This window comes from Aestuariispira insulae, assembly GCF_003385955.1.
GTDB lineage: Bacteria > Pseudomonadota > Alphaproteobacteria > UBA8366 > Aestuariispiraceae > Aestuariispira > Aestuariispira insulae.
In genome coordinates this window covers 654900-669024 of record NZ_QRDW01000001.1, presented here as the reverse complement: position 1 = coordinate 669024, position 14125 = coordinate 654900, and the positions used below count along the sequence as shown (strand labels likewise).

At 54.8% G+C, this 14125-nt stretch carries 16 protein-coding genes; 4 read left to right on the top strand and 12 right to left on the bottom strand.

The features are described from left to right. Positions 1-354 precede the first annotated feature (354 nt). The 3 genes from DFP90_RS03345 to DFP90_RS03335 form a co-directional block, all read right to left on the bottom strand. Positions 355-1095, bottom strand: coding sequence for a PEP-CTERM sorting domain-containing protein (locus tag DFP90_RS03345; RefSeq protein WP_115934978.1), 741 nt, complete (start codon positions 1093-1095; stop codon positions 355-357). A 263-nt stretch (positions 1096-1358) separates the two neighbouring features. Next, complete coding sequence (locus DFP90_RS03340) at positions 1359-2066, bottom strand: PEP-CTERM sorting domain-containing protein (RefSeq protein WP_115934977.1); 708 nt, start codon at positions 2064-2066, stop codon at positions 1359-1361. Between the two features lie 210 nt (positions 2067-2276). Then, complete coding sequence (locus DFP90_RS03335; RefSeq protein ID WP_115934976.1) at positions 2277-2837, bottom strand: phosphoribosyltransferase; 561 nt, start codon at positions 2835-2837, stop codon at positions 2277-2279. A 195-nt stretch (positions 2838-3032) separates the two neighbouring features. Here DFP90_RS03335 and DFP90_RS03330 point away from each other — a divergent pair, with 195 nt between their 5' ends. Continuing rightward, positions 3033-4430, top strand: coding sequence for a D-alanyl-D-alanine carboxypeptidase/D-alanyl-D-alanine-endopeptidase (locus DFP90_RS03330; RefSeq protein ID WP_115934975.1), 1398 nt, complete (start codon positions 3033-3035; stop codon positions 4428-4430). Positions 4431-4692: 262 nt separating this feature from the next. After that, positions 4693-5376: a PEP-CTERM sorting domain-containing protein gene (locus DFP90_RS03325; RefSeq protein WP_115934974.1), complete on the top strand. Its 684-nt coding sequence runs from the start codon at positions 4693-4695 to the stop codon at positions 5374-5376. Positions 5377-5494: 118 nt separating this feature from the next. Here DFP90_RS03325 and DFP90_RS22760 read toward each other — a convergent pair whose 3' ends face one another. After that, a complete protein-coding gene (locus DFP90_RS22760; protein ID WP_181905162.1) occupies positions 5495-5653 on the bottom strand; it encodes a hypothetical protein in 159 nt (52 codons plus the stop codon). A 170-nt stretch (positions 5654-5823) separates the two neighbouring features. On the opposite strand from DFP90_RS22760, the gene DFP90_RS03320 reads away from it, so the two are divergent. Continuing rightward, a complete protein-coding gene (locus DFP90_RS03320) occupies positions 5824-6420 on the top strand; it encodes a dimethylsulfonioproprionate lyase family protein (RefSeq protein WP_115934973.1) in 597 nt (198 codons plus the stop codon). Between the two features lie 91 nt (positions 6421-6511). On the opposite strand, the gene DFP90_RS03315 is transcribed toward DFP90_RS03320, so the two are convergent. The 8 genes from DFP90_RS03315 to DFP90_RS03280 form a co-directional block, all read right to left on the bottom strand. Next, a complete protein-coding gene (locus DFP90_RS03315) occupies positions 6512-7066 on the bottom strand; it encodes a PEP-CTERM sorting domain-containing protein (protein WP_115934972.1) in 555 nt (184 codons plus the stop codon). An 83-nt stretch (positions 7067-7149) separates the two neighbouring features. Further along, on the bottom strand, positions 7150-7704 hold the full coding sequence (locus DFP90_RS03310; RefSeq protein ID WP_115934971.1) for a hypothetical protein: 555 nt from the start codon (positions 7702-7704) through the stop codon (positions 7150-7152). Positions 7705-7946: 242 nt separating this feature from the next. Next, positions 7947-9209 carry a M48 family metallopeptidase gene (locus DFP90_RS03305; protein ID WP_115934970.1) on the bottom strand — a complete coding sequence of 421 codons (1263 nt, stop codon included), beginning with the start codon at positions 9207-9209 and terminating at the stop codon, positions 7947-7949. Positions 9210-9365: 156 nt separating this feature from the next. Then, on the bottom strand, positions 9366-9908 hold the full coding sequence (locus tag DFP90_RS03300; RefSeq protein WP_115934969.1) for an ureidoglycolate lyase: 543 nt from the start codon (positions 9906-9908) through the stop codon (positions 9366-9368). Between the two features lie 113 nt (positions 9909-10021). Continuing rightward, positions 10022-11026 carry an allantoicase gene (gene alc, locus DFP90_RS03295; RefSeq protein WP_115934968.1) on the bottom strand — a complete coding sequence of 335 codons (1005 nt, stop codon included), beginning with the start codon at positions 11024-11026 and terminating at the stop codon, positions 10022-10024. 143 nt (positions 11027-11169) lie between these two features. Continuing rightward, positions 11170-11688 carry a 2-oxo-4-hydroxy-4-carboxy-5-ureidoimidazoline decarboxylase gene (gene uraD / locus DFP90_RS03290; protein ID WP_115934967.1) on the bottom strand — a complete coding sequence of 173 codons (519 nt, stop codon included), beginning with the start codon at positions 11686-11688 and terminating at the stop codon, positions 11170-11172. Between the two features lie 5 nt (positions 11689-11693). Continuing rightward, positions 11694-12611 (bottom strand): allantoinase PuuE, encoded by a 918-nt coding sequence (puuE, locus tag DFP90_RS03285; RefSeq protein WP_115934966.1) that lies wholly within the window; start codon positions 12609-12611, stop codon positions 11694-11696. 47 nt (positions 12612-12658) lie between these two features. After that, positions 12659-13369: a GntR family transcriptional regulator gene (locus tag DFP90_RS03280; protein WP_115934965.1), complete on the bottom strand. Its 711-nt coding sequence runs from the start codon at positions 13367-13369 to the stop codon at positions 12659-12661. A 390-nt stretch (positions 13370-13759) separates the two neighbouring features. Between DFP90_RS03280 and uraH the strand changes: the two genes are divergently transcribed. Then, positions 13760-14110, top strand: a complete 351-nt coding sequence (uraH, locus tag DFP90_RS03275) for a hydroxyisourate hydrolase (RefSeq protein ID WP_115934964.1) — start codon at positions 13760-13762, stop codon at positions 14108-14110. Positions 14111-14125 lie beyond the last annotated feature (15 nt).

Genomic DNA, 14125 nt, shown 5'->3' with positions numbered 1-14125 from the left:
GCACTAACTGGCACCTAAAAAATATATAGTGTCTGCTATGACTGGTTTAAATGGCGCGAACCATCCAATGCCATCATGCCGCGGCAAAATACCGCAACCGGTTCATGTATCACAGGATCAGGTAAACGGCATTGCGCCGCCTCTTCCCTTGAACCCCCCATAGCATGGGCCTTGCGACCCGGACACCTAGTGGGCTTATAAGCCATATCTGATTTAAAAATTCAAGAAAAAACGCCGCTGGTTGTCGTGAATGCGACCAACTGGCATTTGTCTGAGGAGAGCTTAGTCGGGGCGGAATGAAACCGATCGGCCAGGGGCCTAAGCGTCCAGATGGGGAGGAATTTCTGCTGCCGACTAACCGGAGTACCAATCCTGACCGGCCTTCCGCCGCCGCCAAGCAAAGCCAGCAGCCGTCAGGCCAATAGCGATAAGTCCCAGGGCATTTGGGCTAGGAACATCATGGCTGGTTTTTGTGAATTCGGTGATGTAACCGAACAGCCCGCCGGAAAACATGCCTCCATCAGGCGAAATTTGATGATCAAAAAACAGTTCCAAGCTGGCGGCCACCCAGTCTTCCAGCACGATATCCAGAGCCTGTTCGAGGGAATCATCGCTTAAAGGCAGTGCGGGAGAGCCATATGAATCAGCATAAAATGCCAGCAGCCCCCCATGTTTTATGCCCCTATCGTTTGGGGAGGCAGGGATGCTGGGCTGCAAGTTGAAGTAGATACCTTGGAAGATATTTGAAAAATCCTGCGTCAGCGGATGTTTAGCGTAGATTTCGATAGAAAACTCGCTTGAGCTGGTACCAATATATTCCTGATGAAATTGATGGGTTCCATTGACCCTGTAGACGCCGGAATCAGGTGTCATATCATTTAGGTCTGATACATCTTCCGTCTCAAACGAAAGGGTGCCCGAAAACGGATCGCCAACCCGGATAAGGCTGGCTGAAGAATGATAGCCGATGATGCCTTGGCTATCGATATTCCCTTTGTAGGTATAGGTTACGCTTGCCGCTTGTGCGAACTGGGTTATCCCCAGGCACATGGCCAGCGCAGACATCCATTGGATGCCTTTCAATAAGGTCTTCATAATCTGGATCCCCCCGAATCAAAGAATGGCTAGTCATGAGATTTCTATTGATTGCAGGGAGATTCTATTCCTGCCTGCCCTGTTCAGCAATATTCAATTTTAGGGGAATTTTGTTAAAATTTTTATTGAGCGTAGCGAGGGAATGCCGGCCTGATAGAAAATGCGGCCCAGAATGGACCGCATTTTTCTGTTTCGGGATAAGGGTATGTTGGCCGTGAATCAAAGGCGGGGCGCTTTTTTCTTCTGTCCAATGTTTGCTTCCGTTAAGCAGCCTGTTTTTTCCGGCGTGTGATACCCAGACCAGCCAGGCCGAACAGCATCAATGCCAGTGTGGCCGGGGCGTTTACATCGCCGATATCGCCCTCTTTCGTCCAGGAGGTGAAGGAGGCATAGATGCCGCCAAGGCGCTCTCCCCAGGGAAAACCGTCGCTGAAATCCATGTTGATGAAGGCTTTTTCCCAATCGTCCATTGCGATATCGAGGAGATTGTCGAATGAATCATTGGGCAGCACATTGCCTGCCTCCGATATAAAGCCGATGAACCCACTGACATGGACGTCCTTGCCTTCCAGCTGATTCGGGCTGGTTGACTGGAAATTCATGGAAATGAATTGTCGCGTGATCGTGGAAATCGGATGGCGGTACATAATTCCGGGTCCTATATCGTCCGCGTTGTAATTTCCTGAATTATGGGACATGTCCATCTGTCCATCGACCAGATACAAACCTGAATCTGGGTTGCTGGGTGATTGGTCAAAGACATTGTCCGTGGAGAAGGAAATGGTACCGCTCACCGTGTCGCCAAGCGCGAAATTCCGGTCCATGATGGTGCTGGGATCGTAGGAATAATCATCGATCCGGTCGATAACACCTTCAAAATGGTAAGTGATGATCGCGGCTTGTGCGTTGCCGGCAAGGCCAAAGCAGACCGCCAATGCGGATATCCAGCGGATGCCCTTGAATTTATTCATTTGATTGCTCCCCCAATTCTAGAGATTGTATTGGTAATTCTTTACCTATGGATGCAGCCTATCCGGCAAATTCCATCACCACAAGCGACAATTTTAGTTAAATTGCGTGTAAGATGTGGCTGTCCGTATCCAACAGAAATCCAAACGCGCTTCAATGGAAAAAGGCCCCGGATCGGGGCCTTTGATTTCAACGGATTTATGACTGTATTGTCATTCCTGGCGCGCCTTTGACCGGGCGGCGACAGGTTTATGCTTGGCGATCTCTTCTTCGCTCAATCCGACCAGTTCATGGGGGAAGACCAGCCATTCTTCGGTCTCATGGATGAAATAGTCAGGCGTGCAGTCAACCTTGCGCCGGGAGGGTTTGTAATAGACCGTTGCGATCTTGATGGTTTCCGGGGCGTTGCGGCGCGATTCCTTGTGGATTTTGTCAATCACCGCCTGCACGCTGCGGCCGGAATCAAACACATCATCAATGATCAGCAGGGAATCCTCCGCATTCACATTGTCGATGATGTAATGCAGCCCGTGAACGCGCACTTCATCGCGCTGATTGTCGATGCCGTCATAGGAAGAGGTGCGGATGGCGATATGGTCCGCGGTGACGCCTAGATGCTCCAGAGCCTCCTGGACCGCGATGCCGACCGGGGTGCCGCCGCGCCAGACACCAACAATATAATTAGGACGGAAACCGTCCTCGAAAATCTGCCGTGCGAGGCGGAAGGAATCATCCAGCAGTTCCTGGGCGGTGATAAAGTTCTTTTCTACCATGGAGGCACCATTTCTTCTTATTGCTCATGTTGGCGCTGTATATACAGCAAACGCCCGGAATTGGGAGGCGCAATTTCATCCATTATCCCCGAAACGGGCCAAGGGGTGAGAATTTTCTTCATATTCGTCTTTTAGTGGCCGCGAATCTGCGTCAGAAATTGGGGATGATAATGGCTGGCCGGGAGTGAATTGGGCATGTTAAGCGCACAAAGGGTGACAAGAGGACTGGCTTTGGCTGGGATGATCGGCCTTGGGGCCTGCTCGCCGACCTATCAGGAAGTTGTAACCCCATCCGCGCCTGCAATCGCACAGGATGCTGCCGAGGCTTTTGCCCAGCAGGGGCTGGATGGTGCACAGGCGGGATACTTACTGATTGACCAGGATAGCGGCGAGATCCTTTCCGCCTTTCACGCGGACAAGGCCCTGATCCCGGCATCCACCGCGAAGCTGCTCACGGCCGTTGCGGCGTTGGAAGTGCTTGGGCCCGGGCACCGGTTTGTCACCAAGCTTTGTCAGGCCGGCGACCACCTCTATCTTGTCGGTGGCGGGGATCCTGATCTTGATATTGGGGATCTGGCAGAAATGGCGGATGACGCGGCCGGTTTCCTGGCCAGCGTGGAGATGCCTGCTTCCTTCATCATTGATGACAGCTTGGCTCCCCGGGAATATGTCAGCGCGGACCAGCCTAAAAGCGCCTATTATAATCCGGAGGTCGGTGCGCTCACCATTCGCGATGCGCTCGTCTATATCCATTGGCAGCCGGAGGGCGGTAATGCTGTTTCCCTCTATCAATCCCCCGATACCGGTTTAACCGAGGTGCCCACCGACTGGCTATTGGAACTGCCGTCGGGTTCGAAAGGCGATGCCCGCTATCCCGTCAAAGATCCAGGACTTCATGCCGGGGCGGTTTTTCAGCAATTGGCGGTCGCCCAGGGGCTAGAGCTGCCGGAACCCGTGCGCGGCAATGCGCCAGATAAAGAATGTCAGGAAATTGCCCGCCATGAAAGCGCACCAATGATCGATTTGGTGGAAAACATGCTGGAAACCAGCAGCAATATCCAGGCGGAATTGATCGGCCTTGCTGTCAGCCGTGCATTGGGCGATCAGCCTGCAAACCTGGCCCAGTCTTCCGCACGGCTGCGGGATTGGTGGGCGCAGAAAGTTTCTGGCATGGATTGGTCCGGGATGGCCCTGAATAATCATTCTGGTTTGGATAGCGAAGGACGCATGACCGCCCGTCAGATGTTGGCGGTTTTGGAATATGTTGCGCGGAAACCCGCCCTGAAGCGGGCATTTTTTCCAAGGCTTGCGGTTTCCGGGTGGAAAGGCTGGCTTAAGGACCGGTTGGACCGTCCCGAAACGGCGCTTCGTGTCTGGGCGAAGACGGGGACCATGAATTATGGTGTTGCTTTGGCAGGCCGGTTTTTTGGTCAATCCGAGCGGCCGGTTCTCTTCGCGGTTTTCGTCAGTGATCTGGAAGAGCGTTCCGTAGCCGATGTTGGCGGGCAGAATGCCGTACCGGCGGGACAGTGGAACCAAAAAGCCAAGGCGTCGATTGACAGCCTGATGCGGTCCTGGTTGCAGAATTACTGAATTTTTGTATTTGGTTATAATTTAAATTAAACACCATTTAAAAAATGTGATATTGCCTTGCCGGTTCGCGGTACGATGGGTTAGATACCGCTACCGCACGGGTTGGGGGTGTCGGAAAAATTGACAGCAGCTATTCTTGCGGTTGTTGGGTTTTATACCAAATTGTTGAAAAACCGAGTTCCTCTTGGGTTGGCACATTGTTTGCGGTTAGATTGCCAATTAATTGTTTGAGGGGGGCACGAGTGTCACCCCAGGGGTTCACATGGCAGGCAAAATGACGAAATACGGAATTGCGGCAGCGGCATGTTTTGCCGGCATGGTCGGCAGTGCGAATGCCGCTGTGATTTTCTCCGACAGTTTTGAGGGCACTGCCAATACCCGCAGCTGGCAGGTTTACCAAGATTTTGGCGATTGGCATGCGTCCAGCGGTAAGGGGATTGAAGTCCAGACCAACCGCACGCTCAGCTGGATTGATGCCCAAGACGGCAATCAATATATCGAGTTGGACAGCGACAGAAAATATGGCGGGAAGGGCCGGGGCCATAGTTCCAACAGCGCGATGACCCGGGTCATGGCCCTGGTGGCAGGCACCTATAGCCTGGAATATTATTATGCACCGCGCACCGGCCGCAAGAATGACAATCTGATCAATGTCTATCTGGATGGTGCGTCAGACGGGCTGATGAGCAATATGATCGGTTCTTCCGATGGGCAACGCACCCGCAATACCGACTGGATCCTTCAAACCATCACGTTTGAAGTGGATGGGACCGATAACGATTATGCGCTGACCTTTGCCGCTGGCGGCAAGGCCAATACCCTGGGCGGTTTCCTGGATAATGTGACCCTGACCCGGATCGATGTTCCGGCTCCGGCGGCTCTGGGGCTTCTGGCCTTCGGGCTGGGCGGCCTGGCGATTGCGCGCCGTCGCAGGAAAGCGACCTGATCGGATTTTACCGGTTTGAATTGGCAAGGCCCGCAGTTTTCTGCGGGCTTTTCTTTTTTTTGGCGTTTTCGATGGAATGCTCTGATCAGCGTTGCCTGTTCCGCAGATGACAGGCGGATTAGTTGTAGGCCAGGACCCAGGAATCAATGGCGGTTAGGAAGGCGGCACCCGCGCCGGCGGCGATCATGGAATAGCCCGCGCCGGACAATAGCTGGCGAGCGGTTGCGCTGAACGGTTGGGTGCTTGTTTTTGGGGTTTTCTGTTTGTCGTCTGACATAGCAAAAGGTGATGGGGGCAGTGAGTGCGGAAGGATCTGCTCCTTACCCTGCTTCGGCGGCCCGGTAAAGATAGTGATGTATCAAAAATTGCCTCGGTTCCGTTTACGCGTCGGCAGCCTTTCGGATAAGCTGGCCGAACTTGGGGCTAGTTTTCTGGAGATTAACCTGAATGACCATCCAGGCCGGTCAGTCGTTATTCCGTTCCTTGAAGGCGCTGCTGGCGGGCATCGATCATCCGGTGTTACAGCAATTCATGCAGAGCTGGCCGGAAGAGCGGCCAATGGTCCGGGAGTTGGCGACGCGCCCGCTGCCGGTCCTTTCCTGGCTGGAGGAGGCCCGGCGCAATGCCGCGCCCGAAGCCAGCCCGGTGGTGCAGTTCCTGTGCAATCATGCCGACGAGCTTTTCTGGAGCCAGACATACAGCATCGCTGATTTTGGCGAGCAGTTTCTGGACCGCTATGCCTGGTGCGAAATCGTCGGGCAGCGCGGGGTGGTGGAGAGCGATCAGATAGCCTGCGGTTTCCTGATGTTGGGGCCGGACACGGAATATCCGCGTCATTGGCATGCAGCTGAAGAGATATTCATCCCCCTCTCGGCGCCGTCCCATTGGGTCCGGATCGAAGAGGGGGACTGGACACGGCTCAAAGCCATGGATATCGCGCATTTCACCGCCAATCAGCCCCATGGTTTACGGACCGGAAACGGTCCTCTGGTGGCGGTCTATTTTTGGCGCGGCGGGGATCTGGTGCAAAAGGCGCGTATCTGACCAAGCCTTTTTGGCAAAGCAAAAAGCCCCCCGCTGATGCGGGGGGCTTTTCCTAAAGGGAGCTCTGTTGGTTCAGACCGGAACTGGGGCGTTAGCCGCGGTGGCGGGCGCGCAGTCCGGCCACTCCCGCCAAACCGATCAGCAATAGCCCAAGGGTTGCGGGGGCCGGTACGTCCGTTCCCGCTGTGACGGTGAGTGTCATTTTATTTTCTTCCCAGCCATTCCCATAGCCGATCTTGTTGAATTCCAGCCATGCACCAGGGCTTTCATATACATCCGGAGCGACAGAGCCGTTTTTCGGTGTCAGAGTGACGAACAAGAAACTGTAGCTTTCGCCCGGTGCCAGGATGATCTTTTCGATATCCTGCCACATTGTGCCATGATCCCAGCTGTAGTCGGCATCCTCGACCAGCGAGCCGAGATAGATGTTGACCGCGGAAATGGTGTTGCCGATCAGGCTCCCGGTGGAGCTGGCGTCATTGCTGAGCGTCGCCCAGAATTCGACTGTGTCGGTGGTGCTGACCGTCTGCGCCGGATTATCGATACTGAAGTCGACAATCAAAGCTGCCTGGGCCGGTGAGGCTAGGGCGATGCCACCAAGGGCGAGACCGGCCAACAGGGTGATTTTCTGAGCAATTTTCTTCATCGGACCCCTCCAATTTGAAGATGAATTTTTTTATCCCCGGAGGCGGGATGCGCCTCGGGGAAATAATGGCTTAATGGATGCGGTCAGGCGCGGCGGCGGCCAAAGCCGACCATGACAAGGCCTAGCGCGATCAGGCCCAGCATGCCCGGCGCCGGAACATCGCTGCTGTCCACAACGGTCACGGTGAAGATATTCTCCATCCAGCCGCCATACAAAACGCCGTTAACGGTGATGTCACCACCGTTGCTGCTATAGGTGCCGGGCGCGACCGGGCCGCTTACCGGATTGAGGTAGCCAAACAGGAACCGAATGCTCTCACCCGGTGTCAGGACGAGGTCGAGAAACGATTCAACCGTGCTGATCGGGGTATTCCATTCATAACCGGCGCCAACCTGAACCAGATCGCCCCAGTAAATGCTAAGGCCGATCGGCTGGCCGTCACTGAGGAAGGTTTGGTCGGATGTGCTGCTGTTGCTGAATGTCGCCCACATTTCGATCGTGTCATTAGGCCCGGCGATCTGGTTCGGATCTTCAAATTTGAAATCAAGGATCAAAGTCGCCTGGGCCGTCTCGGCCAGGCTGATTCCGCCCAGCGCGAAGCCGGCGAGCATAGCAAAAACTTTCATGAAATTTTTCATGATATTCCCCCCACGAATTGTAAGTCTCAATTAGGACACAAGAGCTGACCCATACGCAAAATTTGTATCATATACGGAAAGGCACTGTTTGCTTGGGATGGGACGGGAGAGTGTGTGGAGCGCGATTGAGAGTTGTCAAAAATATCGACAGTTTGCCCAACAAAACGATAAGCGGCGCCTTGTAACTGCGATTTTCCCTTTGGGTGTTTGGAGGTTATGTTTGGCATTGTAGTGGTCGGGAGTTATCGATCCGGTGCCCAGAGTTGAATGAGGCTGGTCCCAACATGGTCCTTTTGCGCTTCAAATTCTGCTGTGATGGCATTGCGTTCTTCATCCTCTATTCGAATGGTGGGATTGTCGACGAAATGGGATTGGATGAAACCGATACGTTGGCAGGTTGGTGGATGTGTTGCATCCAGACGGGCGTCTTCCTTTTGTGACAAGCGGGAAAGGCGATCCAGCTCACAGGCAGGAAGATTCTGAAGATGGGAAAGCGAGCGTTTCAGGATTTCCCGTCCCGATTGCCGGGTGCTTACGATATTCTTTGAAGCGAAATGATGAAATTGGTCAGATAGGGCCAGTTTCGAAAGGCTGGTTTTCATGGCTTGGGTGCCTGACGCAGATGTCGCCAGGTAGTCAGCGAGAAATTCGGCGCGTTGGCTGTCCCGCCAGAGCAAGATTAACATGAGCCATAAAAGCGGAAGCACGAGCCAGGAAAGTCCCCACAGAAAGTAATGGGTCACCATTTCGAAAATGGTCGCATCGGGATCATATGGCTGACGCAGGTAGTCGAGAAGGGCAGCAAGTGCCAAAAGGGCTGAGTGCATAAAGAAGCCGCGCGTTGCATCGCCGTTGGCACCGTGGGAAAACTCATGTGCAAGGACGGCAACACGTTCTTCCCAATCCAAGACTTCCCACAAAGGCAGACCGATCCACAAAACAGTTTTCCGTGGAAAACCAACCTGGCCAAAAGCTGCGTTAAAATCTTCGTCGACAATGATGAGATCTGGTCTGGGGCTACCAACTTGATCAGCGATCCGATCACAAAGACTGAATAGGCTGGGGGCTTGATGTCGCGACAGGCCATTTTCGGGCGCTTTTCCAAAGCGGGGGCGCATGAGAAAGAAAAGAACTAGGCAGGTGAGGCCCAACAATATCTGGGGAATTGACGGCCAGCCAAATATTAAAAAATAACCACCAGCAAGGGCCAGGGCCGCTGTTAAGAGATGGACGGATAAAGAAAGGATCGTGGCGAGAATACGTGATGCTGTCCATTTCGGCCGTAAGGCTTCTGGGCTGCTGGTTCGAATTTCCTCATACAGACGGTTCCCATGTGATACCCCCTGATCCCGGAAAATCCGTTCTATCCAACTGTCGCCATCTGCCGGGTCAAATTTACCGATATTCCATTCGCATGTCGGATACCATTGCCTGAATTCCTTCACCGCATGAATCTGACTTCCACAATCCGGGCAAACACAATCCTTGGCTACCCAGTTTTCCATTACCGTAGTCACGTTTCCCCCGCAGCGCTATTGATTGAGTAGATAGAAAACTCAATAGCGCGAGAATGAGGGTAGTGCCAGCGTTATGAATAATTGGGGAATGCCACCTGTTGCCGCTGATGTTGGTCCCAATGTCGGGTGTTTTGGGCAACAGTATTACTTATTGGTCAACTCGTTTGGTTTTGCCAAAACAATCCCCCCATCCTCCCCAAAATAAAACTCATCACAGTTGTTCCCCTCGCCGCCGCGGTCGACGACCAGGAAGTTTTGAGCCTCATTGAGGGCCAGGACCGGGTGGTGCCAGGTGCCTTTCAGGTAGTTTACCCCCTGGTTGCCCTGGGCCAGGAAGGCGCGCAGGTTTTTCGGATCGACCGGTTCATCGCCGGCTTCAGCGACCAGGACCAGATAGGGGCGGCCTTCCAGCGGGATGAAGGCCTGGCTGCCCAGCGGGTGGCGCTCAACCATTTTAACATCCAACGGATATTCCAGGGGCTGGGCCGCGAAGATGTTGATCAGCGTGCGGCCATGGCCCACATCCGGGCTGACATCGACCCGAGCCAGATCGTGATAACGTTCGGTATTGCCGTTATTGATGGTGAAATGCTTCGCCCCTTCGGTTTCGATCACATCGCCAAATGGCTCGAAGGCCTCGCGGGTCAGCGGGGCGATGTCGAGGGTGATGTAGGCCACATTGTCCATGATTGAGCTTCCCTGTCACGGATCCCCGGGTCCCGGCCCGGGGATGACGTGGTTTTTGATCAGGCCTTTCCAGGCCCGTCATCCCCGGCCTTGATCCGGGGATCTCTCGTTACTTATTTCGCCGGTTTGCCAAAGAGGCGCAGGCGGCTCACCCCGCCGTCCGGATGGATGTTCAGGCGCACATAATTCACCTTGCCGATCTTCTGGACCTGATCGGAATATTCATGGATCGCATCCATGGACATTTTCTGTTTTGGCAGCAGGGTTTTCCAATAGATGGACTGGCTGGTCAGCGCATCTTCCGTGCCCCAGTCGACAAAGGCCGCCTGGATGGAGCATTCGTCTGGGAAGTTGCCTTTGAAATGGGCGGTGTCGATCTCGATCTTTTCAATTTCGCCCGGCGCGCCCAGCGCAATGATGCACCAGTCATGGCCCGGCTCGCGCCGCCGCCTGGTTTCCCAGCCATCGCCCATATTCACGCCCCGACCCGGCGCCAGCAAATTGTCCGGCACGCCGAAATGCGCGTCATTGCAGGCAATCGCCCGGCCGCCATTGACGGTTGCCGCCAGATCCACCAGGCCACCGGTTTCTTTGGCCGACCAATCCACTTGAGGTACGCCGTAAACGCGCAGACGCGCCACTCCGCCATCGGGATAGATATTCAGGCGCAGATGGGTATAGGCGGCATCATCCGCGATCTCGAGATAATGGTGGGTGTCGCCGGACAGGTTGGTGGCGGGCAGGATCTCGACCCATTTGGCGGCTTCGGCGGGCACGTCGGCATCGGAGATGCAGGCATCGATCGAGCAGGCCGGGGCATAGTTGCCGGTGAAATGGGAGGTGTCGATGTCAAACCCTTTGATCACGCCCGCCAGGCCCAGTTTGACGATGGCATAGTCATAGCCTTCGCCACGCTTTCGGCGGCTTTCCCAGCCATCCATCCATTTACCATTTTCGTCATATTTGCCATCGATGAAGACTGCGGGTTCCGGGTTCAGCATGCGGCTGACTTCGGCAAAGAAATCATCGGTGACGAAGGTGGCCTTGGTGCCCAGGCGCGGCTGGGCCAGGTCAATATAGCGCTTGGTGAAGGCGGGGGCGTTAGTGTCTAGGGTCATGGTCGTTCTTTCATGCAGGGGGCTTCTAATCGGCGGATTACCAGGGCAAGCCCGGAAATGACGGGAAGGGGAAGCACCGTTTCTCAATTTCATCTAAGCGTCATCCCCGGACTTAATCCGGGGATCTATGGGGTATTGCCCCCTTACATCTCCATCATGCGCAGCCGGGCGATCTTGTTGATCTCAGCCAGCGCGGTCGCAAACTCGGTGTCCGTGTCATTGTGGATGCGCGTCTCAAATCCTTCCAGGATCAGGGCCTTGTTGGCATTGCGTACTGCCATGATGAAGGGGAAGCCGAACTTTTCCTTGTAAGCGTTATTCAACTCGTGAAACCGGGCCAGTTCCTCCGGCGTGCATTGGGACAGGCCCGCCCGGGACTGTTCATCGGTGGAACTGTCGGTTAGCTCGCCGGCCAGCGCCGCCTTGCCCGCCAGATCCGGATGCGCGTTGATCAGGTCCAGCTGTTCCTGGGGGGAGGCATCGGCCAGCACGGCGGCCATGCGGTCGGACAGGTTTTCCACCTGATTGTCGGAATCGCTAAGGCCCTGTTCATAGGCGCGGTCTGCGACCCAGGGGGAATGTTCGTAAACGCCGCCGAATTGGGCCAGGAACTGGTCCCGGTCCATGTTGCTTGGCTCGCATTTAAACTGTGTGCCGCTCATGATCTTTATCCTCTAGGCGCGTGCTGTTCATGCCAATGGCGGGCGATATCAATGCGGCGGCAGAACCAGACATCCTGTTTCTTTGCGGCGTAATCGACAAAGCGCTTGAGCGCCTGGAACCGGCCCGGCCGCCCGATCAGGCGGCAATGCAAGCCGATATTGAGCAAACGCGGGGTATCGATCCCTTCGTCATAAAGCGTGTCGAAGGCGTCGCGCAGATAGGCAAAGAACTGGTCGCCGGAATTGAAACCCTGAAATGCGGCAAAGCGCATGTCATTGGTATCAAGCGTGTAAGGCACCACCAGATGCGGCTTGCCGTCAGGCCTGGTTACCCAGAAAGGCAGGTCGTCGTTATAATCATCGGCATCATAAAGGAAGCCGCCTTCCTCCATCACCAGATTGCGGGTGTTGGGGCTGGTTCGGCCGGTATACCAGCCCAGCGGCCGTTCCCCGGTCATCGATTTTATGATCTCGATCGCCTTGTGCATATGCTCGCGTTCAATCTCTTCCGGCACATATTGATAATCGATCCAGCGATAGCCGTGGCTGCAGATCTCATGACCGGCGGCCAGGAAGGCATCGACCGCCTGCGGGTGCCGTTCCAGCGCCATGGCGACACCGAAAATGGTCAACGGAATGTCGTAATCCTTGAACAGCTTCAGGATCCGCCAGACACCGACCCGGCTGCCATATTCATAGATCGATTCCATGCTCATATGGCGCACGCCTTCGCGCATATCCGCGCCGACGATCTCTGACAGGAAGGCTTCACTGGCCTTGTCGCCATGCAGGATACAGTTTTCGCCGCCTTCTTCGTAATTGAGCACGAATTGGACGGCGATACGCGCGCCACCCGGCCAATTGGCCTTGGGCGGGTTGGCACCATATCCGATCAGGTCGCGCTGATAGGGCTGGGTGGTCATGGGTTGGATACTCGCTTGTTTTTGTTGTTCTTCATTATTCTGTATTCTCAGGCCGCGTCGGTGCGTTCCAGGCTGACCCGGGAGAAGATGGCCTTCAAATCCGGTGCTGCCTCGCCGCCATCCAGGTTCAATTTGTCCTCGCAAGCCTGGATATGCCGGTCCATCAACGGCACGGCGGTTTCCGCGTCACCGGCCCGGATCGCATCCACCAGCTCCTGATGGTCATTGTGGGTACAGATGGTGTTCCCCGGCGCTTCATATTGCGCAATGATCAGGGATGTGCGGGTGACCAGTTCTTTAAGGTAGCCTTTCAGCGTGTCATTGCCTGCAATCTCCGCAAGCCGCATATGGAATTCGCCGGAAAGGCGGATGCCGCCGGAACGGTCGCCTTGATGATAATGGCGGTCTTCCTCGCGGATCAGCTCTTCCAGCTCATCCGCCGACTCGTCGGTGATATTGGCACAGGCAAGCCTTGTGATCCCGGCCTCGATCAGCCTTCTTGCGGCGAAGATGTCGCGTGCCTCATCGACCGAGGGGGCGGAAACCACTGCGCCCCGGTTGGGGCGGATCTCGACCACCCGTTCATGGGACAGGCGCTGCAGAACCTTGCGGATTACCGTGCGGCTGACATTGAAGATCTCGCCCATGGCGTCTTCGGCCAGCTTGGTGCCGGGGGCCAGGCGCTGTTCCAGGATGGCGTCGAACACCTCTTGGTAAATCCATTCATCCTGGTTGCGTTTCGGCTTGCGGCTGGTCATGCCCTTACAATCCCTGTGGTGATTTTTGTATCCGTTGTCTGCATCATACAATTGTATCCAGTATATTGCAACAATGTATCCAATTCACCGGGCAAAAAATTGTACCGGATATTTTTCTGAAAAGAAGAGCTGATTTCTTGCGGATTTGTGAAAGAAAATTACGCGGAGAGCGGGAAGAAGGTGCTGCCTATATATAAGGTGTTGGCTCTCAATGGGTCGCTTTTCTCTAATTTGTTGAAAAGCATTATATAATTTAATTGAACACAAAAATGGAAAAAAATTGTGTACATTCATGTGTGCAATATGACATAATGCCATCGTGATAAAAGCGCCATGTGCGTTTGAGATAATAATGTATGCCGCGAAAAGCGGTGGATAGGAGAGGAAGAGATGGGGCGTTTAACCACGCATGTGCTTGATACCGCGCGCGGCTGTCCCGGCCAGGGCATCAAAATCGAGCTTTTCCGACTGGATAGCGGGCGTGAGCTGGTGACGGAAGCCGTGACCAATGATGATGGCCGCTGTGACGCACCCATCCTGGAAGGTGAGGCCTTCACCGCCGGTAAATATGAGCTGGTGTTCCACGCGGGCAGCTATTTCGACGCACAGGGTTATGACCTGCCGGAGCCTAAATTCCTGGATGAGGTCTCTCTCCGGTTCGGCATCGCACAAGCGGGTGAGCATTACCATGTGCCGCTTTTGCTGTCGCCCTTCAGCTTTTCCACCTATCGCGGCTCTTGAACAGGCAGAGGCAGT

Excerpts from the sequence above, each read along its gene's own strand:
- DFP90_RS03345 (WP_115934978.1), bottom strand. The coding sequence starts at position 1,095 with ATGAAGACCTTATTGAAAGGCATCCAATGGATGTCTGCGCTGGCCATG.
- DFP90_RS03340 (WP_115934977.1), bottom strand. The coding sequence starts at position 2,066 with ATGAATAAATTCAAGGGCATCCGCTGGATATCCGCATTGGCGGTCTGC.
- DFP90_RS03335 (WP_115934976.1), bottom strand. The coding sequence starts at position 2,837 with ATGGTAGAAAAGAACTTTATCACCGCCCAGGAACTGCTGGATGATTCC.
- DFP90_RS03330 (WP_115934975.1), top strand. The coding sequence starts at position 3,033 with ATGTTAAGCGCACAAAGGGTGACAAGAGGACTGGCTTTGGCTGGGATG.
- DFP90_RS03325 (WP_115934974.1), top strand. The coding sequence starts at position 4,693 with ATGGCAGGCAAAATGACGAAATACGGAATTGCGGCAGCGGCATGTTTT.
- DFP90_RS22760 (WP_181905162.1), bottom strand. The coding sequence starts at position 5,653 with ATGTCAGACGACAAACAGAAAACCCCAAAAACAAGCACCCAACCGTTC.
- DFP90_RS03320 (WP_115934973.1), top strand. The coding sequence starts at position 5,824 with ATGACCATCCAGGCCGGTCAGTCGTTATTCCGTTCCTTGAAGGCGCTG.
- DFP90_RS03315 (WP_115934972.1), bottom strand. The coding sequence starts at position 7,066 with ATGAAGAAAATTGCTCAGAAAATCACCCTGTTGGCCGGTCTCGCCCTT.
- DFP90_RS03310 (WP_115934971.1), bottom strand. The coding sequence starts at position 7,704 with ATGAAAAATTTCATGAAAGTTTTTGCTATGCTCGCCGGCTTCGCGCTG.
- DFP90_RS03305 (WP_115934970.1), bottom strand. The coding sequence starts at position 9,209 with ATGGAAAACTGGGTAGCCAAGGATTGTGTTTGCCCGGATTGTGGAAGT.
- DFP90_RS03300 (WP_115934969.1), bottom strand. The coding sequence starts at position 9,908 with ATGGACAATGTGGCCTACATCACCCTCGACATCGCCCCGCTGACCCGC.
- alc (WP_115934968.1), bottom strand. The coding sequence starts at position 11,026 with ATGACCCTAGACACTAACGCCCCCGCCTTCACCAAGCGCTATATTGAC.
- uraD (WP_115934967.1), bottom strand. The coding sequence starts at position 11,688 with ATGAGCGGCACACAGTTTAAATGCGAGCCAAGCAACATGGACCGGGAC.
- puuE (WP_115934966.1), bottom strand. The coding sequence starts at position 12,611 with ATGACCACCCAGCCCTATCAGCGCGACCTGATCGGATATGGTGCCAAC.
- DFP90_RS03280 (WP_115934965.1), bottom strand. The coding sequence starts at position 13,369 with ATGACCAGCCGCAAGCCGAAACGCAACCAGGATGAATGGATTTACCAA.
- uraH (WP_115934964.1), top strand. The coding sequence starts at position 13,760 with ATGGGGCGTTTAACCACGCATGTGCTTGATACCGCGCGCGGCTGTCCC.